This is a genomic window from Pseudomonas sp. G5001 (assembly GCF_013385475.1).
In the GTDB taxonomy this organism is placed as follows: Bacteria; Pseudomonadota; Gammaproteobacteria; order Pseudomonadales; family Pseudomonadaceae; genus Aquipseudomonas.
In genome coordinates this window covers 36,106-62,718 of record NZ_JACAPZ010000046.1, presented here as the reverse complement: position 1 = coordinate 62,718, position 26,613 = coordinate 36,106, and the positions used below count along the sequence as shown (strand labels likewise).

At 61.9% G+C, this 26,613-nt stretch carries 18 protein-coding genes; 3 read left to right on the top strand and 15 right to left on the bottom strand.

The genetic code is table 11. The features are described from left to right. Nucleotides 1-106 precede the first annotated feature (106 nt). The 9 genes from HX805_RS29000 to HX805_RS28960 form a co-directional block, all read right to left on the bottom strand. Complete coding sequence (locus HX805_RS29000; protein WP_177081217.1) at nt 107-3,217, bottom strand: autotransporter serine protease; 3,111 nt, start codon at nt 3,215-3,217, stop codon at nt 107-109. A 184-nt stretch (nt 3,218-3,401) separates the two neighbouring features. Continuing rightward, a complete protein-coding gene (locus tag HX805_RS28995; RefSeq protein ID WP_177081215.1) occupies nt 3,402-6,359 on the bottom strand; it encodes an autotransporter serine protease in 2,958 nt (985 codons plus the stop codon). Between the two features lie 233 nt (nt 6,360-6,592). Then, the gene (locus HX805_RS28990; RefSeq protein ID WP_177081213.1) at nt 6,593-7,930 is read right to left on the bottom strand and encodes a TolC family outer membrane protein; all 1,338 of its coding nucleotides are present in this window, start codon (nt 7,928-7,930) and stop codon (nt 6,593-6,595) included. Nucleotides 7,931-7,932: 2 nt separating this feature from the next. Further along, a complete protein-coding gene (locus HX805_RS28985; RefSeq protein WP_134326661.1) occupies nt 7,933-9,267 on the bottom strand; it encodes an HlyD family type I secretion periplasmic adaptor subunit in 1,335 nt (444 codons plus the stop codon). Beyond that, nucleotides 9,264-11,015, bottom strand: coding sequence for a type I secretion system permease/ATPase (locus HX805_RS28980; protein ID WP_134326662.1), 1,752 nt, complete (start codon nt 11,013-11,015; stop codon nt 9,264-9,266). The genes HX805_RS28985 and HX805_RS28980 overlap by 4 nt, the downstream gene beginning before the upstream one ends. 104 nt (nt 11,016-11,119) lie before the next feature. Further along, entirely contained in the window at nt 11,120-11,488 is a 369-nt protein-coding gene (locus HX805_RS28975) for an AprI/Inh family metalloprotease inhibitor (protein ID WP_177081211.1), read from the bottom strand. A gap of 74 nt (nt 11,489-11,562) precedes the next feature. After that, nucleotides 11,563-13,011 carry a serralysin family metalloprotease gene (locus tag HX805_RS28970; protein ID WP_003217113.1) on the bottom strand — a complete coding sequence of 483 codons (1,449 nt, stop codon included), beginning with the start codon at nt 13,009-13,011 and terminating at the stop codon, nt 11,563-11,565. A 364-nt stretch (nt 13,012-13,375) separates the two neighbouring features. Further along, a complete protein-coding gene (locus HX805_RS28965) occupies nt 13,376-14,476 on the bottom strand; it encodes a P1 family peptidase (protein ID WP_177081209.1) in 1,101 nt (366 codons plus the stop codon). A gap of 9 nt (nt 14,477-14,485) precedes the next feature. Further along, nucleotides 14,486-15,850, bottom strand: coding sequence for an APC family permease (locus HX805_RS28960; RefSeq protein WP_003217116.1), 1,365 nt, complete (start codon nt 15,848-15,850; stop codon nt 14,486-14,488). 197 nt (nt 15,851-16,047) lie between these two features. Between HX805_RS28960 and HX805_RS28955 the strand changes: the two genes are divergently transcribed. Then, nucleotides 16,048-16,842 carry a response regulator transcription factor gene (locus tag HX805_RS28955; RefSeq protein ID WP_371132459.1) on the top strand — a complete coding sequence of 265 codons (795 nt, stop codon included), beginning with the start codon at nt 16,048-16,050 and terminating at the stop codon, nt 16,840-16,842. A gap of 104 nt (nt 16,843-16,946) precedes the next feature. Here HX805_RS28955 and HX805_RS28950 read toward each other — a convergent pair whose 3' ends face one another. From HX805_RS28950 to HX805_RS28935, 4 genes are read right to left on the bottom strand one after another with little or no spacing between them, the layout of a single operon-like run. After that, nucleotides 16,947-18,026, bottom strand: coding sequence for a polyamine ABC transporter substrate-binding protein (locus tag HX805_RS28950; protein ID WP_003217120.1), 1,080 nt, complete (start codon nt 18,024-18,026; stop codon nt 16,947-16,949). Nucleotides 18,027-18,086: 60 nt separating this feature from the next. Then, nucleotides 18,087-18,428 (bottom strand): cupin domain-containing protein, encoded by a 342-nt coding sequence (locus tag HX805_RS28945; RefSeq protein ID WP_003217122.1) that lies wholly within the window; start codon nt 18,426-18,428, stop codon nt 18,087-18,089. A gap of 27 nt (nt 18,429-18,455) precedes the next feature. Next, nucleotides 18,456-19,862: an FAD-binding oxidoreductase gene (locus HX805_RS28940; protein ID WP_177081208.1), complete on the bottom strand. Its 1,407-nt coding sequence runs from the start codon at nt 19,860-19,862 to the stop codon at nt 18,456-18,458. Nucleotides 19,863-19,911: 49 nt separating this feature from the next. Continuing rightward, entirely contained in the window at nt 19,912-20,727 is an 816-nt protein-coding gene (locus HX805_RS28935) for an AraC family transcriptional regulator (RefSeq protein ID WP_003217127.1), read from the bottom strand. A gap of 261 nt (nt 20,728-20,988) precedes the next feature. Here HX805_RS28935 and HX805_RS28930 point away from each other — a divergent pair, with 261 nt between their 5' ends. Further along, nucleotides 20,989-21,261: a DUF1652 domain-containing protein gene (locus tag HX805_RS28930; protein ID WP_003217129.1), complete on the top strand. Its 273-nt coding sequence runs from the start codon at nt 20,989-20,991 to the stop codon at nt 21,259-21,261. 148 nt (nt 21,262-21,409) lie between these two features. Here the strand turns inward: HX805_RS28930 and HX805_RS28925 are convergent, their stop codons facing one another. Continuing rightward, nucleotides 21,410-23,878 (bottom strand): UvrD-helicase domain-containing protein, encoded by a 2,469-nt coding sequence (locus HX805_RS28925; RefSeq protein WP_177117532.1) that lies wholly within the window; start codon nt 23,876-23,878, stop codon nt 21,410-21,412. Between the two features lie 218 nt (nt 23,879-24,096). Between HX805_RS28925 and HX805_RS28920 the strand changes: the two genes are divergently transcribed. Beyond that, on the top strand, nt 24,097-24,792 hold the full coding sequence (locus HX805_RS28920) for a pirin family protein (RefSeq protein WP_003217133.1): 696 nt from the start codon (nt 24,097-24,099) through the stop codon (nt 24,790-24,792). 127 nt (nt 24,793-24,919) lie between these two features. On the opposite strand, the gene pgm is transcribed toward HX805_RS28920, so the two are convergent. After that, a complete protein-coding gene (pgm, locus tag HX805_RS28915; RefSeq protein ID WP_087694418.1) occupies nt 24,920-26,566 on the bottom strand; it encodes a phosphoglucomutase (alpha-D-glucose-1,6-bisphosphate-dependent) in 1,647 nt (548 codons plus the stop codon). Between the last annotated feature and the right edge of the window lie 47 nt (nt 26,567-26,613).

The following is a 26,613-nucleotide window of genomic DNA, read 5'->3' as shown; positions in this document are numbered from 1 at the left end:
TGTGGGAGCGGGCTTGCTCGCGAAGGCGGTGTGCCAGTCGGTGGGTGGGTTGACTGATCCACCGCTTTCGCGAGCAAGCCCGCTCCCACATTTCCAACTGCGGTGTTTAGAAAGCCCAGTCCAGGCTCAAACCCACCCCATGGACTTTCTCCTTGCTGGCCAGCAGGCCGTTGTAATCCAGATTCACCTTCGCATCCTTGCTCAACGCCAGGCTGACCCGCGCCCCCACCAATGCCGCATCACGCACCATCGACGAACTCTCCACAGTGAACGAAGGGCCGCCCGAGGCAAACGCCAGGTGCCGCTCGGAATCGACGCTGCTCAGGTTGTGCTGCCAACCCAGGGTGCCGGAAAGCTCCAGTTGCTGATGGTCATTGATATTCAAGGTTTTCAGCGCTCGAGCACCCAGGGTACTCAACACCACATCGCGGCTGTCATCCCGGCCCTTCAAGGCCGCCGCATCACCCTTTTCGGTAAACCCATCGGCATCCAGATGCACGTACGCCAGGTTGGCGAACGGTTCCAGGGCCAGGGGTTGCAGGTTCAGGCGATACGCCGCTTCGGTAAACACCTGGGTACTGCGGGCATCCACCTTGGCTTTCTGCTTGCCGGCGACTTCACCGTATTGCAGCTCGCGCTTCACATCGGCGCGGTGCCAGCTGTAGGTCGCACCACCGCTCAAGCGCAAGGCACCGATTTCATGCCCGGCATACGCACCCAGGTGATAGCTGTCCACCGATGCCCGGGAATGGGTGTCGCTGCCCATGTTCAGCGATGTATCGCTGTACCCCGCCACCAGGCCTACACGGGTGTCTTCATCCAGCGCGCCGTCCACACCCGCCAGCATGCCGCCGATGGAGGTGGTGTAGCCCGCCGTATCGCTGCCGCTGTTGGTCTTGCCCCAGGCGCCCAACGCCTTGACCCAGACGTTGCCACGGCTATCGACGGTCTGGCTCGATGCGCCCATTGCCCCTTGCTGCAAACGCTCGCCCACGGCTTCGCGCAGGTAGCGGTTGTCATTCACCAACGCGGTTTCCAGCGCCGGGTAGATCTCCCCGGACAGCTGCTGGAATGCACCCTGGGCCGAGGCCGCATTCGGCGCCAGCAACAGGCTTTCGTACACGGCGTTGCCCGCGCCCAACTGCTCGGCAGCAGCGGCCACCGAACGTTGGTTCGGGGTGGCGGCCACACTGGCAAAGGTGTTGGCATTGCGCCCCACATCCAGCTGCACGCCGTTGGCGGCGTAGTTCAGGGTACCGCCGATAAACAGATAGTTGGGCAGCACCGAACCGAAGCTGCCGGTAATCCCGCCTGCAGCCTGCAGGATGTTGTACTGGCGACCGATCAGGCTTTCGGCCTGGGTCTGGGTCAGCAGCGTCGGGCTGTTTTCCAGGGCCAGGGTCACCGTGCCGCCGCTGAGGGTGGCCTTGCCACCGGCGACGATGCGATCACTGTTGGTGGCCGACAACTCCACCGCATAGGTAGAGCCCGCCGCGAAGTTCACATCCCCGGCCACGTTCAGGGTGCCGATGGAGTTGCCCGGCGCCACGGTACCGCCGCTGTTCGCTGTCAGCGAACCAATGCGCCCGGAACCACCCACTACCCCGCTGCTGCTGACGGTAACGTCGGAGGTGATCGAGCCATTGATCGCCAGCAACCCTTGGTTGACCAGGGTCGGGCCGCTGTAGGTATTGGTGCCGGTCAGTACCAGCGCGCCAATGCCCTGCTTGGTCAAGCCGCCATGCCCGGAGATATCGTTGCTCCACACATCCAGCCCGCAATGCACATCGGTGCACGTGCGCTGGGTCGGTTTGCCGGCATCCACCACGGCGCCAATCCCTGGCAGGTCTGCGACAAACTGGCCGGAGCCGTAGGCGCCGTCGATACGAAACTCCGCCGGGATATCCTCAGCTGTCACAAACATCCCAGGGCCGTTGATGGCCTTGCCCAGGTTGATCATGCCCCAGCCGTACAGGGAGTCGATGCCCGGTGCGCCGAGGTCGGTCGCGGTGGTTTTCAGCAGCGTGGAGATCTGGTCGCCGCTCATGTACGGGAAGCGCTCCATCAACACCGCTGCACTGCCGGCCACATGCGGCGCGGCCATGGAGGTGCCGTTGAAATTGGCGTAGTCGGTGGTCAGGTTTTCCAGGGAGGTGCCGTTGATCACCGAACTGTAGATCTTGGTGCCGGGGGCCGCGACGCAGAAGCTGGCGGCATACCCGCAGCGCGAGGAAAACGTACTGATCACGTAAGGATCGGAACTGGCGGTGTCGGGATTCTGTTGCAAGGCCGCCACCGACAGCCAGTTGGGTGCAATCTCCGGCACGAAGTACGCCAGGCCCGAGATCGCATCCGGGTTGTTGCGGTTGTAGTCGTTGCCGGCGGCAAAGATCGTCAGCACGCCGCTGCGGGCCGCATCAATGGCGCCCTGATAAGCGCCACCTGCGATCGTCCCAAGGATCGGCCGAATGTTATTGAACTGCGCCTGGGCTTCATTGACCGTGAAGTTGGGGAATGCCGGATCTCGGCCGCCCTTGGCGTACTGGTCACCAATGCCGATGCCCCAGCTGTTGTTGATAATGCGTGCGCCGCTGGCCACCAGCGCGTCCCAACCGGCTTTGTAGACCGCACCGTCGTTGCCCAGGATGATCCCGTCTTCGGGGCCCGGGTCACCGTTTTCGGCGCTGATGATCTGCGCATCGAACGCCACGCCGTGCATTGGCCCGCCGTCGCGGTTACCCGCAGCGATCCCGCCTACGTGGGTGCCGTGATTGCCGAGCTTGCCGTTGGAACCCAGGGAAGGCGTGCCGTCGTAGCGAAACGCGTCCCCGGCTTTCACCGGGATATACGGGTCGGTGTATTGGCGAATGCCTTCGGTCACGAGCGTGACCACTTTGCCGGGGCTGGCGAATTCCGGATGCTGGGCATACACCGGCTGGTCGAAGATCCCCAGCTTCACACCCTTGCCGGTGTAGCCGGCGGCGTAGGCGGCGTCTGCATGCACGGCGCCCAGGCCCCAATCGGCCTTGAATTCATTACTGCGCCAACTGGCAGCATCTCCCAGTTTTCCGGTTTCCACGTAGGGTGCGGCCTGGGCGGTACCCAGGCTGGCCAGGCAACACAGCAACGCGCCGTATGGCACGCAGCTCAGGGCCTTGAGCGGGTAGCCCGGGCCTGTTGGGATGGCGGATTGAAACCCTCGTTTTGTTTTTTTCACGGTGACCTTCCTTAGTTTTTATTGCACTTGTATAAATCACGTTTCTCCCAAGCGTCGCCGACCCCATGTGGGAGCGGGCTTGCTCGCGAATGCGGTGGCTCAGCTACAGGTGCGTCGACTGCCACACCGCATTCGCGAGCAAGCCCGCTCCCACAGTTGACCTCTTTCGGCCTCAGGATCTTGCTCAGAACTGCCAGTTCAGGCTCAGCCCCACACCCTGGATTTTTTCCCGGCCAGCCAATTGGCCGGTGTAGTCGAGGTTGACCCGTGTGCTTTTGCTCAACGCCAGGCTCGCCTGCACGCCCACCGCTGCCGCGTCGCGCATCAACGGCGAGCTTTGCACCGCAAACGACGGCCCTCCGGCGACAAACGCCAGGTGCTCTTCGGATTCAACGGCACTCAGGCTGTGCTGCCAGCCCAGCGAGCCGGAAACGTCCAGTTGCTGGCGGTCATTGAGGGGGAAGGTTTTTGCCGCCCGCAGGCCCAGGGTGCTCAGCACCGCATCGCGGCTGTCACTGCCACGCTCCAGCGCGGCGGCGTCGCCCTTCTCGTGAAAGCGCTCGTTGTCCAGATGCACGTAAGCCAGGTTGGCGAACGGCTCCAGCGCCACCGAGGACACGTTCAAACGGTAGGCCGCTTCGGTAAATACCTGGGCGCTGCGCGCATCCAGCTTGGTCTTCTGCTTGCCGCTGACTTCGCCGTACTGCAAGTCGCGTTTCACGTCGCCGCGATGCCAGCTGTAGGCACCGCCGACGCTCAAGCGCCAATTGCCCAGCTCATGCCCGGCGTAGGCGCCGAGGTGGTAGCTGTCGATGGACGCCGATGAATGCGTGCCGCTGCCCATGTTCAGCGAGCTGTCGCTGTAACCGGCCACGAGACCGGCACGGGTCTGCTCGTCCAGCGCGCCGTCGACACCGGCCAGCATTCCGCTCAGTGAGCTGGTGTAGCCTGCCGTGTCGCTGCGGCTGTCGGTCTTGCCCCAACTGCCGAGCGCCTTGACCCACACGTTGCTCTCACCGGTAGCCGGCGTATGGCGCAGACGCTCGCTAACGGCATCGCGTACCTGGCGGCTGTCATTGATCAGCATTGTGCCGATGGCCGGGTAGATTTCTCCCGACAGCTGCTGGAAACCCGACTGCGCCGTGGCCGCCGAGTCTGACCGCAGGATGCTTTCGTACACCGGATTACCGGCGCCCAACTGCTCGGCGGCCGCGGCCACCGAACGCTGGTTACGAGTGGCACCGACACTGGCGAAACTCGCATCACTGCGGGCAATGCCCAGTTGCACACCGTTGGCGGCATAGTCGAGGGTGCCGCCGAGGAACAGGTAGTTGGGCAACACCGCACCGAACTGGCCCTGGATCCCGCCCGCCGCCTGAAGAATGTTGTACTGGCGCCCCACCAGGCTTTCCGCCTGTTGCAGGCTGAGCAGGGTCGGGCTGTTTTCCAGGGCCAGGGTCACGTTGCCGCCGCCGAGGATTGCCTTGCCCGTGGCGACAATCCGGTCGCTGGTGGTGGGGGTGAGTTCGACCGCATAGGTGGAGCCGGCGGCGAGGTTTGCATCTCCGGCCACCTGCAAGGTGCCCACGGAGTTGCCCGGCGCCACGGTGCCGCCGCTATTGACCTGTAACGCCGCGATGCGACCGGAGCCGCCCAACGTGCCGCTTTCATTGACCGTCACCGCGGACGTCAGTGAGCCATTCACCGCCAACCGGCCGCCATTCACGGTGGTCGGGCCACGGTAGGTGTTGTCGCCCGCCAGGATCAGGCTGCCCGCACCGGATTTGGTCAGGCTGCCTTCGTAGATACGCTGGGCCGCGGCTGCCGCACGGGCAGTGCCAACGGCATAGTCCGTCTGGTCCTGCTGACTCGCGCCGGCGCCCACGCCGTTCTCCCAGCCCTTGTCGCGCAGGGTTTGCTGCCAGGCCAGGGTTTCGGCGCTGTCTTCGGCCTGGCGCTGGATCAGCGCCTTGTCGGAGATCGCATTGCTCCACACATCGCCCTGCCCGGCCGCCAACGTGACATTCATCGGCCCGAGCAATTGCCCGGGCCCGTGCATCGCCCGGCCAAGGTCCGGCACGCCCCAGCCGACCTGAGTGGTCGGTGCATCGGTGACCGCGCCATTGAGCTGGGTGGCCGTGGTCAACAGCACCTGCAAGGCCTGCTCGTTGTTCAGGTATGGATAGCGTTCCATCACCAGCGCCAGTGCGCCGGTGGCATGGGGCGCCGACATCGAGGTGCCGGATTTCACCCCATAACCGCCATCGGGAATGGTGCTGTTGATCAACGCCCCGGGGGTGGAAATGCACCAGTACTTGGCGATGCCGCACTGGTTGTATTTCTGGTTGTTCGCCTTGTCCAGGCCCGATACCGCCAGCCAGTGGCCTTCCAGCTCCGGCTGGAAATAAGGCAAGGCCGAACGCACGCTGGCGTTGGCGTACCCGCTGTTGCCAGCACTGAACACGTTGATCACCCCGGCTTTGGCCACATCGGCCGCGGCATCCAGCCAGGTGTTCCGGTTGAAGTGCTGGGCATAGGCAGCGTGCAGGTCGCCAATGGTCTGGTAGCTGACATCCTTGGGTTGGCTGCCCCAACTGTTATTGATCGCGCGCACGCCGGAATCCACCAGCGCGCTGTACACCGCCTTGAAGTACTTGGGGTCTGGCGTGGGGCCGAACAGGAAGCTGTCGCTGGCGTTGGTGTTGCCGACGTAGATCTGCGCGTTGTACGCCACGCCGTGCATGCCCACGCCATCGCGGGCTGCGCCCATGGTGCCGGTCACGTGGGTGCCGTGGGAGTCATTGTTTGGGTTGAGCGCGCCGGTGGTGGTGAAGGGGCTGCCATCGACATAGGTGCCACTGGCGGTGACCGCGTGATAGCGGTCTTTTGAGGCTTCGGGATGGTTGGGGTCGAAACCCGAGTCCAGGGCGCCGATCTTCACGCCACTGCCGGTGATGCCGCTCGCATAGGCCTCGTTGGCTTTCATCCGGTCCAGGCCCCAGTCGCTCTGGAACTCGGCGGTGCGCCAACTGCCGGGGTCGCCGACTTTTCCGGCTTCGATGTACTGCCCGTGGGCCGCCACTGACAGCAGCAGCAAGGAGCCTGCGGTGAAGGGTTTGAAGCGAGGTGAACCAGTGATCATGAAGAGTCCCTTTTCTTATTGTTGAAATACCTGTGGCGAGGGAGCTTGCTCCCGCTGGAGTGCGCAGCGCTCCCAAGATCTTGGGGCCGCTACGCAGCCCAGCGGGAGCAAGCTCCCTCGCCACAACAAGCGCCCTTGCCACAGAAAACTCCCTTGCCACAGAAAGCTCCCTTGCCAAAACAAGCGCCCATGCCACCAAAGCTCCCTTGCACCAAGTACCACTCGTCCAGGCATCAGCGGCTCTCAGGACCAAACGCCTCGTCCACCTTGGCCAGGTCGGTGTCACGCAAGTTGCCCGCGTAGTAATGCAATTTAATCCAGGCCATCAGGTAGTCGTACCGTGCCTGGGCCAGGTCGCGACGGGTGCTGTACAGCTGCTGCTCGGCGTTCAGCGCATCGAGGTTGACCCGCTCGCCGCCGAGGATGCTTTGCTTGGTCGAGACCACCAGCGCTTCGGCCGAAGTCAGCGCCTTTTGATACGCCCGCAACTTGCTCACTCCCGACAGGCAAGCACTGAACTGGCGTCGCAGTTCGATCAGGGTTTCGCGAGTCTTGCCTTCCAGTTCGTACTCGGCCTGCTCCATGGCGCGGCTGGCCTGGCGGGTGGAAGCCGAGACGCCGCCACCGGCATACAACGGCATGCTGACTTCGATGCCGATGGTGTTGGTGTCGTAGCGCTGGTTGTAGGTGTTGCCGCTGTCGGATTCCTGCTGGCGCGAGCTGGCATACGCCGTGATGCGTGGCAGGTGCCCCGAACGGTTGCGCTCCACTTCATAACGCGCCACTTCCACGGACTGGCGTTGCGAGGCCAGGTTGGGGTTGTTGGTCAGCGCCAGTTCGTGCCAGGTGTCGTAATTGGCCGGGGTCAGGGTGAAGGCGGCAAACCCCGGGTTCAGCGGCGCCAGGTCGTTGATATTGACGCTCTGCACGCCAATCAGCGCCCCGAGTTCGCGCAGCGAGGCGTCCTGTTCATCCAGCGCCTGGATTTCCTCGGCAGTCGCCAGCTCATAACGCGACTCGGCTTCCAGGATGTCGGTGCGGGTGCCCTCACCCTGCTGGAACAGATGCTGGTTCTGCTGGAACTGCTGCTCGTAGGCCTTTTTCTTGGCGCGGGCAATGTCGATCTGGTCCTGGGCAAACAACGCCTGGGTGTAATAGGTCAGCACCCGCACCAGCAGCGCCTGGCTCTTGTCGCGGAAGCTCTCGTCGGCAAACAGTGCCTGGGCCACGCCCTTGCGGTAGTTGGCATAGGCTTCGTAGTCGAACAGCGGCTGTTGCAGGGTGAACGTGGAGCCATAGCTGTTGTAGTTGCGGTCATCGTGATAATTGCCGCCGCGCCCGTCGGGCAAGGTGGCCTGGGAGTTGTTGCGGCCCTTGTTGTAGTTGTACGAGAGCTTGGGCAGCAGGCCGGCGCGGCCGATGGTGCGGTTTTCCAGGCCGGCGTCGCGTTCCTTGATGGCGCCGAGGAATACCGGGTCGTTGCGCAGGGCCTGTTCGTAGACATCGAACGGGCCCATGGCGGCCTGGGCGCTGCCGCAGGCGAGCAGCAAGGCGATGAACATCGGCTTCATGCTCATTCCTCGGTCAATGCCGAGCCGGCGCGGTCCAGCAGCGGCTTGAACAGGTAATTGAGCAAGGAGCGCTCGCCGGTGCGGATGAACATCTCGGCGGGCATCCCCGGCTTGATCACCAGGCCATGGAGTTTCTCCAGGGCGCTGCTGCTGACGGTGGTGCGCAGCACGTAGTAAGGCATGCCGGTTTTTTCGTCGAGCATCTGGTCGGCGGAGATCAGGCTCACCTCCCCCGGCACCCGCGGCGTGCGGCTCTGATTGAAGGCGGTGAAGAGAATGTCCACCGGCAAGTGCGCACCGACCTTGTCCACCAGGTGCACTGGCAGGCGCCCTTCGACTTCCAGGCGGGTGTCCTGGGGCACGATTTCCAGCAGGGTTTCACCGGCACGCACCACGGCGCCTTCGGTGTGCACGCCCAGGTTGACCGCGATGCCATCGGCGGGCGCGTTGATCTCGCTGTGCTGCAGGTCGAAACCGGCGGAGGTCAGTTGTTGTTCCAGGGTCAGGCTGCGCAGCTGCGCGTCGGCCAGTTGGCTGCGCACTTCCTTCTGGTACTCCTCGCTGTGCTGCTGCAACTTGAGGCGCGACTCGAGGATGCCCTGCTCCACCCGCCCGCTTTCGCCGGTGTTCTGCGCCAGGTCCTGTTGCACCTGGGACAGTTGCCGCTGGTATTCCATCAGCCGGTTGCGCGGGATGTAGCCGTTGTCGGCCAGGGGTTGCAGGTTGTTCAACTGGTCACGCAGGGATTGCGCCTGGGCCGTCAGGTCACTACGGGCGCGACGCATGCCGTTCAGTTGCGCCGTAGCGCCCTCGATACTGGCGCGAATCCCGGCCTGTTCCCGGGCAAAGGCTTCGCGGCGGCTACTGAACAGTTGACGCTGGCCTTCGAGGACCAGTGCCAGGGCTTGATCCGGGTTGCCGCTCAGCTCGGGCGGAAAGGTGATCGTCGACTGGTTATCCCGCTCGCTCTGCCACCGTGCCACGCTGGCCCAGGCCATGCGGTACTGGGCTTGCAGGGAGTGCACGTCGGCCTGGTTCTGCGTCTGGTCGAGACGGAACAGCGGCTGGCCCTGCTTCACCGCCTCGCCCTCACGCACCAGGATCCGGCTGACCACGCCGGGGCTCAGGGTTTGCACCGCCTTGCGCTTGCCCGAGACCACCACCGTGCCTTGTACCGGGATCCCCTGGTCCAGCGGCGCCAGACTGGCCCAGAGGAAAAACCCGCCGGCGCCGACCACCGTCAGCAGCCAGCCCATGCGGGCGAAGAAACGCGCGTCGTGCTCGGGATGGGTCTGTTCGTAATCGCGGTTGATTTGAATGCTGCTGTCGCTGCTCATGCGCCTGGATTCCTTCCGGCTTGATACTGACGGCTGAGGCTGACCCCGGCCTTTTCTCGTGGTGCTTCCTGCTGGCCGGACAGTGCGCGCAGCACGTCCTGGCTCGGACCAAATGCCTGCAAACGACCTTCGTTCAGCACCAGCAGCTTGTCGGCCTGGGCCAACGCCGAGGAACGGTGAGTCACCAGCACCACCGTGCTGCCCTGGGCTTTCATCTGCATGATCGCGCTGGCCAGGGCGGCTTCACCCACGGTGTCGAGGTTGGAGTTGGGCTCGTCGAGCACGATCAGGCGTGGCCCGCCGTACAGCGCGCGGGCCAGGGCGACCCGTTGTTTCTGCCCACCGGACAGGCCGCTGCCCTCGTCACCGAGCACGGTGTCGTAGCCGTGGGGCAAGCGCAGGATCAATTCGTGCACACCTGCCTGTTGGGCGGCCTGCACCACCCGCTCCGGGTCGGCTTCACGAAAGCGCGCGATGTTGTCGGCGATGCTGCCGCTGAACAGTTCGATGTCCTGGGGCAGATAACCGATATGCGGTCCGAGGTCGTCGCGGTCCCAGCGATGAATGTCGGCTCCGTCCAGGCGCACGGTGCCCGCCAGGGTTGGCCATACGCCCACCAGCACGCGGGCCAGGGTTGATTTGCCGGAGCCGGAAGCACCCAGCACGCCGAGCACTTCGCCCGCAGTCAGGTTGAAGCTGACTTGATGCAAGGTCGGCACACGTCGCCCCGGCGGGCCTGCGCTGACTTGCTCGAAACTCACATTGCCCTTGGGCGCCGGCAAGGCCATCTGCTCGCCCTGGGGCGGAAACTCGCGCATCAGGTTGTCCAGGCGCTGGTAGGCCAGCTTGGCCGAACTCCATTGCTTCCACACGGCAATCAACTGGTCGATGGGGCTCAACACCCGGCCCATCAAAATGGAGCCTGCGATCATCATCCCGGCGGTCATGTCGCCCTTGATCACCAATAGCGCACCCAGGCCCAGCACCAACGATTGCAGGCACAGGCGCAGGGATTTACTCAGGGAACTGATGATCGAGCCGGTGTCGCTGGCCTTGTTCTGCAGGCCCAGGAACTGCGAATGCACCTTGAACCAGCGCTTGCGCAATGCACCCAGCATGCCCATGGCCTGGATGGTCTCGGCGTTATGCAGGTGGCTGGTGGCCAATTGGGTGGATTGCTGGGAATAACCGCTGGCTTCACCCAGAGGCTTTTTGGTCAGGTATTCGTTAAGGCACGCCAGGGCAATCAGCAGCACGGCACCGGCACTGGCCAAGACACCCAGCCACACGTTGAACAGGAAAATCACGAACAGATAGATCGGAAACCACGGCGCGTCGAAAAACGCGAACAGCGCAGGCCCGGTGATGAATTGGCGGATGTGGGTCAGGTCCCCCAGGGATTGCCCGCCATGGCCTTCGCCCCGTTGCAGGTTGCGCTCGAAAGCGGCCTTGTAGACCCGCAGGTTGAAACGCCGCTCCAACTGGCTGCCGATGCGAATCACGATAAAGCTGCGGATCACCTCCAGCACACCGATAAAGGCGAAGAACCCCACCACCATCAGCGTCAACATCACCAGGGTGGTTTCGTTCTGTGAAGACAGCACGCGGTCGTAGACTTGCAACATATAAATCGACGGCACCAACATCAATACGTTAATCAATGCCGTGAAACAGCCAATACTGATCAGAATACTTTTGTAGTCGCCAAGTGCCTTGAACAGTGGTGCAACGGGAGTGGTCTTCGCCATGTTGCCTGATCTTCCCTGAGCCGAATGACGCGCAATAGTTTACCGAGCGCCCCAATAAGGGGCGGGCAAACATTAAAATCGGGTTATATCGTTATAACGAACTATTACGGTGCACGTTGCAATATCAATACCGCGCCGTTTTTTGCGCGACCTTCATATTCGCCGTCTTTCTGGCGATTCAAATGGGTTATGCCGGTGCCTTCGGCATTCATCAGCCAAATACCATCGGGAGTAGGCGTCCAACTAACGGGGGCTTCCCCCAGCCATTGTCCGGCGCACTCCACATCGCCCCCTAACGCGTTAGCCTGCTCAATCAAGTCCAGTGCGCACACCTGCTCTTGCTGATGCAGCGCCCAATGCCCGGCCAACTGCGCGGAAGTAGGTAAAACCAGACTGCTTGCCATTGCTGTGGCTCCTGCCGACATAAGCAACACCTGGAAACTCCAGGCCACGGTACTGCGAAATAGCGTCATCACCTTCGCCCGTTCATGGGGTGGATGCAAGGGCAGAGGGCGGCGCGTGTGCGCCACCCTCCTTTACGCGTGTATCAGGCCACGATGTCGCTGACGGCTGCCTGGCCAACGGTGGTGACGAGGAAATCCGCCACGCCGTGCCCGGAGAAGTCCACGGCCAATGTGCCCAGGTTGGTACCCGAAGCGTAGGACAGCACCGCGTCGCCGGCATGACCGGTAAACGCGTTGACGAAGGTCAGGCCTGCACCTTTGGTGATGCCGGTGAGGTCGATCTTGTCGGAACCCGAGGTGAAGTCGAAGATCTTGTCCGCCGCACCCGGCTTGGAGTCGGAGCTGGCGCCGAACACGAAGGTGTCGTTGCCTGAGCCGCCCCACAGCTGGTCTGCACCGCCGCCGCCGAAGATGATGTCGTTGCCGGCACCGCCCTTGAGGACGTTGGCGGCTGCGTTACCGATCAGCAGGTCGTTGCCCGAACCGCCGATGGCGTTCTCCACGGTCACACCCTTGGCGATGGAAACGTTGCCCACCAGGCCGCCAACGTCGGAGAACGAGGTTTCATTGAGGTTGATCTTCTGGTTCTGGGTAAAACCGGAGAAGTCCAGGGTGTCGTTGCCGCCACCGTCCCACACCGAGAACACCAGCTTGTCGGCCGATGAAGTGGCGCTGAGGAAATCACGCCCGGTGTTGGAGTTGAAGCCGTAGGTGGTGTCACCGGCACGGGTGTTGTAGTTGGCGCCGTAGAGCTTCTGGATCGCGGCGATGTCGTCGATCAGCGGGCCGGACGAGTAGGCTTCTACCCCGCCTTTGCTGAAGTTCTGGTTGGTGTTGCTCTCGCTCCAGTAACTCATGACGCTGTAGCCACGCGTGTCCTGTCCATAGTCCGCGTCTTTGTACGAAGGGTTGCCGGTCCCGGCGTTGTAGTCGCCAGGGTGGTCCAGGCCCAGGGTGTGGCCGATTTCGTGGGTCAGGGTCTGCCGGCCATAGTTGTTCAGGTCCGGGGTCTTGTTCGGCGTGTAGCTGTTGTTCGTCAGGTACCAGGAAGTGCCGTCAAGGCCGCTTTCGTTGTACTTGGCGTTGGTGCCTGGCAGGTAGGCAAAGGCCGCTGCGCCGTCCTGGCCGCCGCTGTAGTTGCCGAAGGTCATGTGGAAGTCACCGCCCGAGGCTTTCTCGGTGAAGGTGACATTGGCCACATCGGCCCAGGATTGCATGGCCAGTACGGCCTGTGCTTTCTGCTGGGTGTTGAACTGGCTGAACCCGGTGATCCCATGCTTGTTCATGGTCGCGTTCGAAGCCGAAGTCAGGAAGGTGTAGGTGAGATCGATCTTGCCGTTGCCATCCACGTCCCGGTACGCGGCGTTCTCACGCAGCAGGTGGTCGGCGGCCTGGTCAACGGTGAACGACGGTTTGCCATTGACCGTGAGGTTGCCACCGCGGTCGTATTGATGGCTAAAGCTATCGATCTGGGTGTAAGCGGTACTTGCTTGAGCCGCCGACACAATAGCTTTGTCTTTTACTTTTGACATAAACGTACTTCCTTGTTTGCAAGTGGAACAGTTTTTGTCCGACCGGACCCACTCTGGCGAGTAAGTCCGATCACTCGCCCCTTTTGAAGGCGAGAGAAAACTGACACAACCTGAAATCATTCGTCCAGCGGTTTTTATCCAAGTATAAAGTTGGGCCGGTGAACAAAACCTGCAAACACTGGTAAATAGCGCGTTATTAAAATCCAGCTATTTAAATATTAAATACTCCTAAAGACATTTAGCCACGAATGGATCCAAAGTATTGACTGAGGTGCACTAAGAAAGTGTCACCGTGTCATTGTTAGTATTGAATAGCCACTATTTAAGTGTTTGTCCCGTATTACCGGGACAAGACTTAGTTTACTTACTGGTCGCGCCAGCCGGTTTGGCGCAATGCCTGCAGGAGCGTGTGGGCATCCAGCGCGGGCACCCGCACACCCTGGTCGGTGGTCATGTCTTCGCCGGCCACTATGGCATTAATGATCGCCTCTTCCACGGCCTCCGCCGCCGCGCTGAACAGCGGTGAAATGTGGTCGTTATTGACCATTTGCAGGGCTGTGCTGAGGGGCGAGCCCTTGCGCCCGTAGTCGGCCACCGGCAAATCCTGATTGCCGGTGGCGAACGCCAGGAACAGGTCCCCGCTGGAGTCCTCGGTACCGCCACCCGTGCGCGCAATCCCGATGGACGCGCGTTGTGCCAGGCGCTGGCATTGATGGGGCAGCAACGGCGCATCGGTGGCGATGATCACCACGATGGAGCCCATGCCGGGTGTGCCGCGATCGGCAAAGGGTGACGGGATGTCCATCAATTGCCGGCCTACCGGGTAACCATCCACGCGCAGTTCCTGACGCTTGCCATGGTTGGCCTGCACCAGCACACCGACGGTCCAGCCACCCTGCTCCGCCGGCAAGCGCCGTGACGCGGTACCGATGCCCCCCTTGAACTCATGGCAGATCATCCCGGTGCCGCCGCCCACGGCGCCCTCCGCCACCGGCCCGGATTCGGCGTTGGCCAGCGCCTCGCGCACATGCTCCGGGCCGACGTGCTGGCCCCAGATATCGTTGAGCAAGCCGTCGTAGGTTTCCATCACCACCGGCATGCACCAGTACACGGCGGGGTCTTCGAGGCTTTCGCGCTCCAGGGCGATCAGCGTGTCGCGCACAATCCCGATGCTGTGGGTGTTGGTGATCGCCAGCGGCGTGGTCAGCAACCCCGATTCGCTGATCCACTCAAGCCCCGTGGCGTCGCCATTGCCGTTGAGCACGTGGTAGCCGGCAAAACACGGCTGATACCGCGCGGCACCGGCCCGGGGCTGAATCGCCGTCACGCCGGTACGTACCTGTTTGCCGTCGATGCGGGTCTTGATCGTACTGTGTCCGACCCGAACCCCTGGAACGTCGGTGATGGCATTCAACTCACCGGGTGTGCCCAGTCCCAAGGTGATGCCCAATTGACGTGCACGCATAACCACTCCTTACAGTTTCTGAAACGCCGGACTCAACCGGCCACTGATGCAATACAGGATCACCGACAGTGCCAACAGGCCGATGATAATCATGATGTCGCGAACCGAGGCGGCAATCGCCAGGGTCACCAACAGGTAGCCGGCGCCCAGCACCGCCAGCAAGGCCGGCACCGGCCACAACGGCATGCGATACGGGTGCTCGCGGTCACGCAGCAACACCCGGCTCATCAACGCGCTCAACGCCACGATCAGGTACACCAGCATGATCAGCAGCACGCTGAAAGACGTCAGGTCCGCCAGGTTGGAGCTGAAGCTGAGCAATGCCGAAGGGACCGCCAGGAACAGCGTAGCCAACCACGGGGAATCCCAGCGTGGATGAATCCGGGTGAAGAGTTTGTTGATGGTGGGTGTCCACAGCGCATCGCGGCCGCTGCTGAACACCACCCGGCCAATCTGGATGACGATGGCGACGATGGCGTTGAATACCGACAGGAAGATCCCGGCGCTGACCAGCCGCGACAGGGTTTCGTTACCGTGGCTGGTCAGCAGGTAGCCGATCGGGTCGGGACTGCTGATCATCGCGCTGAGGGATGGCGCACCGATCAGCAAGGCGGTGATCGGCACCAGCTCGATGACCACCACCAGGCCCAGGGACCACAACACCGCCTTGTGCACGCCCCTGCCGCCGCACTTCATGTCTTCGGCCAGCAATACGGCGGGACCGTAGCCATTGAACGAGAACAGGCCGATGCCCACCGCGCCGATGACCAGCGCCCAGGGCGCCAGGTGCAGCACGCCGTTCTCGACGATTTGCGGTTGCAACAGCACGCTGACCGGCTGCACCGGATTGCCGAAGCCGATAAACACGATCACCAGCAACGCCGCCACTTCCAGCAGCAGGCAGGTGCCGGTGATCCAGGCATTCAGCTTGATATTGAGGATGCCCAGGGCGTAGCTGCACACCACAATCACCAGGGCCACGGTTTGCGAATCGAATTGGGTGCCGAGGGCGTTATTCAGGTAAGTCGCCGCCCCGGTGGCCAGTACCGGCGGGATAAACAGCAGCATCACCAGTACCGTGAGGAACGTCGCGTAGCCGGCCATGCCGCCGAACACCCGCTTGGCATACACGTATTCGCCGCCGGCGCTGTTGTGGGCACGCCCGAGTTCGGCGTAGCAAAAGGCGAACATCAGCGCGAGCAAGGCGGCCATCACAAAGGCCAGGAACACCCCGCTGCCGGCCTGCTGGATGGCAAACGGCGCAATCACGAACACTGAACTGGCCGGGGTGACCGCCGAGACGGTGATGGCCACTACATCGAATACGCTCAGGGTGGGTTTCAGCACGCCGTCGGGCGTGGAAGGAGCACTCATATCGTTATCCTCTTGATTGTTCTTGGTTTGAGGCAGAAACGAAAAGGTGAAGCGGCGCAGGGTATGTTCCCCACTGACTGACGGCCAACTTAAACACTCTGTGTAGATCGGCCAATTCCCCTATTGGAGTACTCCCCTTGACGCCGCCGGGCAAAAGTCGAACCCTTGCGGCCTGAATCCTTAGCGTGGAGCTGCACATGAGCCTGTTCAGGGAAGTCGGCATGCACGCGGGCCTGGGGCGTACCGTCGCACAGATCGGCACCGGACGTTTCTGGAAGCAACTGGTGCTGTTGCTGCACCAATGCCTGCCCTTCGACAATGCCCTGGCGATCTTCTACCCCGCCGATGGCCCGCCCGAAGCGCTGGAAGAATACGACGCACAACCGAGCAGCAAACCGGCGTCGATGCTGGTTTATCTGAATGGCTTGTACCTGTTGGACCCGTTTTTCCAGGCGTGTCGCGAGGGGTATGCCAGTGGCGTGTACCGCCTTGAGGAAGTGGCGCCGGATCATTTTCGCCAGAGTGAATACTTCCTCAATTACTTCCACGACAACGTGCTGGAAGACGAGGTGCAATTCATCCTGCAATTGCCGGGTGCGGGGACGTTATCGCTGTCGTTGGGGATGCAGCGGTTGTTTACCGGCGAGGAAACGGGGTTGATGACCACGCTCGCGGCCTGGGTGTTGCCGTTGATGCAGCAGCATTGGCAGCAAAGCACCCAGCGAGTGGCCGCGCCGGCGGAAATGGCCAGCCAGATACGGGACGCGTTGAGTCATTTCGGCTGTGGCGTGTTGTCGGAGCGGGAACTGGAAATAGCGCGATTGGTGTTGCGCGGGTTTTCGTCAAAAGCCATGGCCGAACGGCTGAATATCTCGCCGGATACGGTCAAGGTTCACCGCCGGCACCTGTATGCCAAGCTGGATATCTCGTCGCAGCCGGAGCTGTTTTCGTTGTTTATCCAGTCGTTGGGGCATGACTTGGAGAATCCTTGATTCCGCGGCGTGGGAACGCCGCCCTGGACGCTCCGCATGCGCTTTTGAAGTCGTGACGCGGAGCGTCACAGGATGCATTCCCACGCGGAGCGTGGGAACGATCATCAACGCCCGGTACGAATGGTGTTCCACACCCGCGTACGAATCCGGTCGATGTTCAGTGGCATTGCTTCCAGTGCGAACAACTTGCCCATCATTTCCGGACTTGGGTACACCTTGGTGTCGCTCTTGATTGCCGGGTCCACCAGGCTGTCCGCCGCGGCATTGCCGTTGGCGTAGTGCACGTAGTTGGTGATGCTGGCCATCACTTCCGGGCGCAGCAGGTAGTTCATGAACGCATAGCCGGCTTTTTCATCCGGGGCATCGGCGGGCATGGCGACCATGTCGAACCAGATGGCGGCGCCTTCCTTGGGAATGTTGTAGCCGATATTCACGCCATTCTTGGCTTCCTTGGCGCGGCTCTCAGCCTGGAGGATGTCGCCGGAGAAGCCGACGGCCACGCAGATGTCACCATTGGCCAGGTCGGCGGTGTATTTCGAGGAGTGGAAATACGCCACGTACGGCCGCACTTTCATCAGCAGGTCCTCGGCCTTTTTGTAGTCTTCCGCCTTTTTGCTGTGGTGCGGCAGGCCCAGGTAGTTGAGGGCCGCGGGCAGCAGTTCCGGGCCGTTGTCGAGGATGGCGACGCCACACTTCTGCAGTTTTTGCATGTTCTCGGGCTTGAAGATCAGGTCCCAGGAATCCACTGGGGCGTTGTCGCCGAGTACCGCCTTGACCTTGTCGATGTTGTAGCCGATACCGGTGCTGCCCCACAGGTACGGGAAGCCGTGGGCGTTGCCCGGGTCGTTGTTTTCCAGGGCCTTGAGCAGCACCGGGTTGAGGTTCTTCCAGTTGGGCAACTGGCTCTTGTCGAGTTTCTTCAGCGCCCCGCCCTGGATCTGCCGGGCCATGAAGTGGTTGGAGGGGAACACCACGTCATAGCCGGATTTGCCGGTCATCAACTTGCCGTCGAGGGTTTCGTTGCTGTCGTACACGTCGTAGGTGAAACCGATGCCGGTTTCTTTCTGGAAGTTCCTGGTGGTGTCGGGGGCGATATAGTCCGACCAGTTGTAGATCTTCACCGTCTCGGCGGCTTGGCTAAGGGTGGCGACGAATACCAGCGGCAACAGGGCAATGGGTCTCATGGTTCGATTTCCTGGCGGTTTTAGGGCTGTTTTTATGGCAGGCGATCAAAGATCAAAGAATCAGAGGATCAGTACATAGGTCTTGCGCACGGTTTCCTGGATGTCCCAGATACCGGTGCTGTTGGCCGGCAACATCAGTGCGTCGCCGGCTTCTATGTGGAGCATTTCCCCGTTGTCGGGGGTGAAGGTGCAGCGTCCCTGGATAAAGTGGCAAAACTCCTGGGCTTTGATCTGCCGGCGCCAGCGCCCGGGCGTGCATTCCCAGATGCCGGTTTCGACGCCGTCGCTACGTTCCACGCTCAAGGTCGAGGCCACCGCCACCGGTGTGCCCAGTGGCACGGCGACGGGCGAGGAGTCCGGCAAATGGGCGCTGAGTGTGTCTTTGAACTGGGTAATGCTCATGTTCATACCTGTGGTGATTGAAACGACTTAGTGCATGAAACCTTCCATGAGCCCGGCAACCCCGCTGGCCATTTTGCGGCGCCACGGGGCGGTATTGGGGTTGGCCAACACCTGGTCCTCATGCACAAAACTGCGGATGATCGCGTTGTAGCCCAGCCAGCGGCAGGGTTCCGGTTCCCAGGCCTTGAGCCCGTCCAGCCGGCCCGGCTGAATCACCCATGGCTGGCGAACCAACGGCGTATCGAGCCCCAGGATCAGGTCCGCCAGGGTGCGGCCACCGAGGTTGCTGGCGCCTACGCCCTCGCCGCCGTAACCACCGGCCAGGGCGATGCCTGCCGCGTGATCGCAGAGCATGTGCGGCTTGAAGCGCCGGGACATGCCCAGGTTGCCGCCCCAGGCGTGGGTGATCCGGACTTTCTTGAGCTGCGGGAACAGTTCGCCGAACAGGTAGCGACGCAGCTCGACTTCGCTGTCGGTGAGATCGAAGTTGTGCCGCAACTTGCCGGCAAACTGATAACCCCCGCGAGCGCCGAACACCAGGCGGTTGTCCGCCGAACGCTGGCCGTAAGTCACTTGCCGGCTGCTCTCGCCAAACGCCTGGCCACGATTCAGGCCGATCTCGTCCCAAGTGCTGGCCGGCAACGGCTCGGTGGCAACGATCAGGCTTTGCACCGGCAACTGATAGCGCCCCAGCGGAGCCAGCGTGGTGGCATACCCTTCCACCGCCGGCACCACCCAGGAGGCGCGCACCGAGGCTTTGTCCGTGCGCAGGCTGCCGGACTGCCAATGGGTGACGGGACTGTTTTCGTAGATCTTGACGCCCATCCGCTCCACCAACCGCGCCAGGCCGCGCACCAGCTTGGCCGGGTGAATCGTGGCAACGTGGGGTGCATAGATGCCGCCATAAGGCTTGGCGATACGGATCTGCTCGGCCAGTTGTTGCGGGCCAAGCCAACGGTAGTCGTCGTCGGTCAGGCCCTGGCTGTGAAGTTTGGCCAGGTATGCACGCAGGGTGGCTTCCTGTTCGGGGTAGCGCGCGGCGCAATACAGCACACCACCCTTGCGGTAGTCGCAGTCGATGCCTTCGCGCTCGATCACTTGCGCGACTTCGTCGGGGATGGCGTGCAGCAGGTCGAACGAGGCCCGGCGCTGTTCCGGGGTCAGGCCGGCCAACAGGCGGTCCTCTCCCAGCAGGTTGCCCATCAGCCAGCCGCCGTTACGGCCCGAGGCACCGAACCCGGCGGTTTGCGCCTCGATGATTGCGATTTTCAGCTCGGGCGCCTGGCGCTTCAGGTAATACGCGGTCCAGAGCCCGGTGTAGCCGGCGCCGATGATGGCCACGTTGACGTCCAGGTCCTGCTCCAGGGACGCGCGTGCCAGCAGCGGCTCGTCCAGCTGGTCCATCCATAAACTGATATTGCGCCATGCAGGCATGCCAAGCTCCACCACCACACTTCGATGGCAGTGATCCTAGAGCCTGGCCTCAGGGGCTGTCTTGCGCGCGTGCACGCAGGGAAATTTGTTTGACGTAGGCCTTGGGCGACTGGCCGGTGTGCTGGCGGAAGCTGCTGTAGAACGCCGACGTCGAATTGAAGCCGGCGGCAAACGCCAGTTCGTCGATGCGGATCGGCGGCGCGGCCATTTCCAGTGCAGCCAGCAAATGCTGGAGGCGTGCCTGGTTGACGTAGCGATAAAAACTTTGCCCCAGCACCTGGTTCAACAGGTAGGAAATCTGGTTGCGGCTGTACCCGCACTCCTTCGCCACCCGTTGCAGGTCCAGCTCGGGGTCCAGATAGGGTTGCTGGCGCTCGAAGTACTGTTGCAGGTCGTTGGCCATGTAGCTCAGTTGCTGCGGCGACAGGCCCAGGCGGCTGACGGTCGGGCGTGTGGTCTCGCGGCGGCTGGCAGACTGCTCGTGGACCAGGGAGGCGTACTCGTTGACCCGCCAGATCAAGCCATCGCGCACGGTAATCGCTTCGCTGGTGCGAAACGACACCAGGCCCTGGCCGCCACGCAAGGTGATGCGGTATTGGATGAACGCGGTGTCGCCGTCGGCGCGGATGCGGTCGGTGTGTTCGATCGCTTCGTCGGCGCCACGGGGCATGCTGGCTTGCAGGTATTCGCGCAGCTCGCCGGCACCCACCACGCGGTTCTGGAAGAAATCGTGGTACTGGATGTCCGGATGGTAGTACGACATCACTCCATCCAGGTCCCGATCCCGCCAGCACAGATGGTGACGCAGTACCAGCTTGGCCGTAGCTTGGGTTTTCTGGGAGTCATCCGGAATGATGTCTTGCATTGAGCGCTCTACGCCGGTGAAAAAAGAGGCAGCTTGCCCAACTGCCCGTACCCGCTCAACGGCCATTTGATATTTCCGACTAATGGCCTTTCGCTTGATACCACGCAGCACGTGACCCATATCAACGTTATTGAAAACAACTGCCGGACGGGACGAAAAAACTCCCATGCCCGATGCGAACGAATGCTATTTTTAATGCTCACGACGGCCAGGACCAGTGACGGTCATGGCGCCCCTGCAGCGAGCTAAAGGAAGCGCTCAATGAACAAGGTGGGCAACATGAACAAAGTGACATTCCCCAATGCCTGCCAGTTGATGCGCTGGCACTTTCATCCCATGGGCTTTGAGGCGAGCATGGATGCTCCCGGCAGTATGATCGCCCGCCTGTTCGACCGCGCCAGCGGGGAAACCCTGATTGCAATTGCCGGTATCCCTTGCGCCACGGTGATGAACGCTGCTGACGTGGAGCGGATCATCGAGGCGGTTGAGGATGAACTGGAGTCGTTTGTGCCGCCGCTGTCGCTACGGGCTTGATCTGGCAACGCAGGTATCCTGTGGCGAGGGAGCTTGCTCCCGCTGGGTTGCGTAGCAGCCCCAAAATCCTGGGAGCGCTGCGCACTCCAGCGGGAGCAAGCTCCCTCGCCACAGCAAGCTCCCTCACCACAGGATTCAACGTCACCCCTTATGATTTGCTGATGCGCTGGTCGTCAAAAAACGGTTTGTCCCCGGCAACCCGGTCCGAAGCCTTTGGCACATTCACCCCTTGGCCATCCTGGCCGTCGACATACCAATAGCAATGGCTCACCGCCCGGGTAATGCCCACGTAGGCCAGGCGCAGCACTTCGTCTTTCTGCGCGCTGTCGTAAGCTTCGGTATCGCCGTCCTTGCCCAGTCCTGCCATGCGGTAGACCTGGTTCTTGTACGGCGAACTGGTCAAGTGCTGGCAGTCGCCCAGCAGGAATACAGCATCCGCCTGCAAGCCCTTGGCGCTGTGATAGGTCAGTTGCTTGAGCCGGCGGCTGCCGTACGGCAAACTAGAATCCACATTAACTACCGACTGAATATGCTCTTGCATCAATGATTTATCGCTGCTTTTTCGATACAGCATTAACACCGAATCACCCTTTTGATAGTGCGCCAGCAGTTGTTGGCCCAGCGCCGCATCGTCACGGTCACGAACCGTGACCGGCACCAACTCCTTCGCGGTTCCACTGGCCTTGGCTTTCTTGCCACTGATGGCCGGGGCCGCCCGCACAATGTGCTCGGCAGCATCGATCACGTGCTGATGGCTGCGGTAGTTCTCGCCCAGCATCACCCGGGTGGTCGTGGGTGACGGGAACTCCTTGTTGAACTCCATGAAATACTTGGGCGAACTGCCACGCCAGCCATAGATCGACTGCCAGTCATCGCCCACGCACAACAGCGAAGAGCGCTGGGCCCCGCGCCCCACGTGCATGGCCGGCCCGCGGCTGCGGATCTCCCGCAAGCTGGCCCGGATCCACGAGACGATCTGCGGCGATACGTCCTGGAATTCGTCGATCATCAGGTGCGACATCGGCCGTAGCAGCGGGTCGCTGAGCAACTTCAGGTTCTCCGGGGTGTTTTCGCCAAACAGCGAGAACATCCGGTTGTAGGTCATGACCGGTGGCGACTGGTCCAGCAAGTGATCTTCGAGGGCCTTCCAGAAAATGCTCAGTGCCTCGAAGTAAAAACGGTCTGGATCATCCTTGGCAAAACTCATCTTGCCCACGGCGGTGGGCACATCCAGCCCGAGGTTCTCGATGAACCCGGCGGCGGCAACAAAGCTGTCCAGCAACGGTGCCGAACCCAGTTCGCCCTTGACCTTGTAATCGAAGCCCGGGCCCGCTGTTGCGTCACCTGCCAGGCTGCTTAAAAGCCGCTTGGAAGACTCGTAGCTTTCTAGCCATATCAATGGTTTACGACAGAAAGCTTGAAACAGGGTTCGCTTTACCGCCCATTCGGCACGTACTGACAGCTTGGACCCGGGTCGACTGACCTGGGCATTTTCCCGCGGGTCGAAGCCCAGTACGACCGAGGCATCCAGTTCGGCAATGTAGCCATGGCAGTGAAACTTCGCGCCGTTGATATCGAACGTCTGGCGATTGGGCTCGATGCCCTTGATCGGCCAGGCGCCGGCACGAAACCACAGGTCTTCGATCACATCGCAGAGTTCTTCATCGCGCTTGGCCGCCAGTTCGGTCACCGCCACGCGTTTTTGCACGTCCGGGTGATCGCGCTCCAGCTCCTTGAGTTGCAGGGCATGGCGCGCCAGCGGGGCGATCAGTTCGCGGAAGCGTTCATGGCGGCCATGCAGCCGGTGATAGCAGGCATTCAGTTGCTGGCGCTGGGCGTCGTTGATCCGCAATTCGAAGGGGTTGCTGTCGGCCTCATCAAAGCCCGCTTCGGTCCGCGCATTGAGGTTCTCGAACGCCTGCAGCCGCTCAAGGCCCGGCAGGCTGCGCACCATTGGCAGGATGCGTGAGTGAAAGGTCCGCACCACCGCTTGCGCGTCTTTCATACCAAGGGGTTGGCCCCACAAGGCGAGAATTTCCATGAGCTTGTTGATGAAGTCCTTGCGCGACTCACGGGTGAAGGTCACCACCGTCATCGAGCTCAGCTCGAAGCCCAGGTAATGGATCAGCAGCAGGATACGCAGCACCAGCGAGGTGGATTTACCCGCGCCGGCGCCGGCGATCACCGAGGTGGACGGCGTATCGCTGAAAATCATCTTCCATTGCGCCGCACTCGGCTGGGCATGGGCCGGCAGCAGGCGCGCCACATCAGCCTTGATGCGTTTTTTCAACTCGGCGGTCAGCGGCAGGCGCCAATCATCGAACAGATTGTCGTCAACACCCGGCGCAGTGTGCTCATCCGGCCGGAAGTCACGAATCAGCAGGACCTGGCGGCCCTCTTCGATACCATCCGCCTTGCCTTCCTTATAGCCATACTCCACGCCGGCCGTGTGGCCACTGCGAAAGCCGTCGGCCTGGCCATGCAGCCATGAGAAACGGTGCTGTGCCCGCAGGCGCGTCAGGCCGTGACCAAATAATCGGGCGGCGAGCCGTTTCAACAGGGGCATTTCGGCCAGTGGCCGCAGTTCGGGAGGCAGATCGGGGGTGTGTTGCGGCACGCGGACTCCTGCGATGCTTTAACTCGGACAAGAGCCCTATGGTCGCCGCAAATGCCCCACAGTTCCAGCCAATTGCTTTGCGCTCATGCAGTTAGGCGATGAAGTGAAGACAAGCCCTGAGCATCGGCATCGAAGCATTCGATAGGAATCCAGCATTTTTTACGCTTTTTATCGATCTGGCGCTGCTGGATGATGGCTCCCATCCACAGGAGACGATCATGCTTGAACTTCGACCTTTCAACACCCTGGGCGGCGCCAATCACGGTTGGCTGGACGCTCACCACCACTTTTCGTTTGCCGAATACCATGACCCCAAGCGTATGCACTGGGGCAACCTGCGGGTGTGGAACGATGACCTCATCGCACCGGGCACCGGCTTCCCGCAGCACCCGCACCGGGACATGGAAATCATCACCTATGTGCGTGAGGGCGCCATCAGCCATGCCGACAACCTGGGCAACCAGGGCCGCACCGAGGCCGGCGACGTCCAGGTAATGAGCGCCGGCACCGGGATCGCCCACAGCGAGTACAACCTGGAAGCTACGCCGACCAAGATTTTCCAGATCTGGATCATTCCCAATGAGGCCGGTTTGCCGCCGTCGTGGGGCGCTAAGCCGTTTCCGAAGGGTGACCGCGAAGGGTTTGTGACCCTGGCCAGTGGCAAGGCCGGAGACAGCGAAAGCCTGCGGATTCGGGCCGATGCACGCTTGGTAGCGGCAAACCTGAAAGCCGGTGAAAGTGCCGAGTATCGGCTGGACAACGGACGCCGGGCGTACCTGGTACCGGCCACCGGGGTGATTGAAGTCAATGGCTTGCGTGCACAAGCTCGAGACGGTGTGGCGGTTGAGGATGAGCAGGTACTGCGGGTGACAGCGGTTGAGGACAGCGAGATCGTGTTGGTCGACCTCGCCTGACCGAGCTTGAATGTGGCAAGGGAGCTTGCTCCCGCTGGGGTGCGAAGCGCCCCCAAAAATGGGACTGCTGCGCAGTCCGGCGGGAGCAAGCTCCCTCGCCACAGGTTAATCAGTCATAGGTTGGGCATCAGTTAGCCGAGATCGCCCCGTCTACCAACACCTGGGCCTCTTCCACCAGTTGCTTGAGGTGATCTTCGCCGATAAAGCTCTCGGCGTAGATCTTGTAGATGTCCTCGGTGCCCGATGGCCGTGCGGCAAACCAACCGTTTTCAGTCATGACTTTCAGCCCGCCGATCGCCTGGTCGTTGCCCGGCGCGTGGCTGAGGATCTGCTGGATGCTTTCCCCGGCCAACTGCGTGGACGTCACCTGGTCTGGCGACAGCTTGCCCAACAAGGCCTTCTGCGCCGGAGTCGCCTTGGCATCCACCCGAATGGCGAACGGCTCACCCAGTGCATCGGTCAGCCCGCGATAAATCTGGCTTGGGTCCTGGCCTTTGCGCGAGGTCATTTCCGCCGCCAGCAGCGCCGGGATCAAACCGTCCTTGTCAGTGCTCCACACGCTGCCGTCCTTGCGAAGGAACGAGGCGCCGGCACTTTCTTCGCCACCAAAACCCAGCGAACCGTCAAACAGGCCATCGGCAAACCACTTGAAGCCCACCGGCACTTCGTACAGGCGACGGCCAATGCGCTTGGCCACGCGATCAATCAAGCCGCTGCTGACCACGGTCTTGCCCACCGCAGCATCAGCGCGCCATTCGGGGCGGTTCTGGAACAGGTAGTCGATGGACACGGCCAGGTAGTTGTTCGGCGCCAGCAAGCCACCGGACGGCGTCACGATGCCATGGCGGTCGTGGTCCGGGTCGCAGGCGAAGGCCACGTCATAACGGTCCTTGAGGCCGATCAACCCCTGCATGGCGTAGCTGGAGGACGGGTCCATGCGGATCTGGCCGTCCCAGTCGACGCTCATGAAGCGGAAGGTCGAATCCACTTCGGTGTTCACCACGTCGAGGTTCAGGCGGTGATGCTCGGCGATGGCCGACCAGTAGCGCACCCCTGCTCCGCCCAGCGGATCGACGCCCAGGCGCAAGCCAGCGTTGCGGATGGCATCGAAGTCGATGACGTTGACCAGGTCGGCCACGTAGGTGTTGAGGTAGTCGTGGCGATGAGTGGTGTCGGCCTTCAGCGCCTGGGCATGGGTGATGCGCTTGACCCCGGCCAGCTTATTGGCCAGCAGTTCGTTAGCCTTGGCTTCGATCCACTTGGTGATGTGGGTGTCGGCCGGGCCGCCGTTGGGCGGGTTGTACTTGTAGCCGCCGCTTTGTGGCGGGTTGTGGGACGGCGTGATCACGATGCCGTCGGCCAACCCGCTGGTGCGGCCGCGGTTGTAGCAAATGATGGCGTGGGAAATCGCCGGTGTCGGGGTGTACTCGTCGCCTTCGGCGAGCATCACGTGCACGCCATTGGCGGCCAGCACTTCCAGGGCGCTGGCGCCGGCAGGCGTCGACAGGGCGTGGGTGTCCAGGCCGACAAACAGCGGGCCGTTGATGCCCTGGGCTTCACGGTACAGGCAAATGGCCTGGCTGATGGCAAGCACGTGCCATTCATTGAAGCTGAGGTCGAACGAGCTGCCGCGGTGCCCTGAGGTACCAAAGGCGACGCGCTGGGTGGAGATCGCTGCATCAGGCTGGCCGGTGTAATAGGCCGTTACCAGTCGCGGGATGTCTACCAGCAATTGAGCTGGTGCCGGCTTGCCCGCAAAAGGACTGAGAGTCATGCATAAACCTCGGAAAGAGAAGGATTCGGAAAAAAGTGCAGTTTACT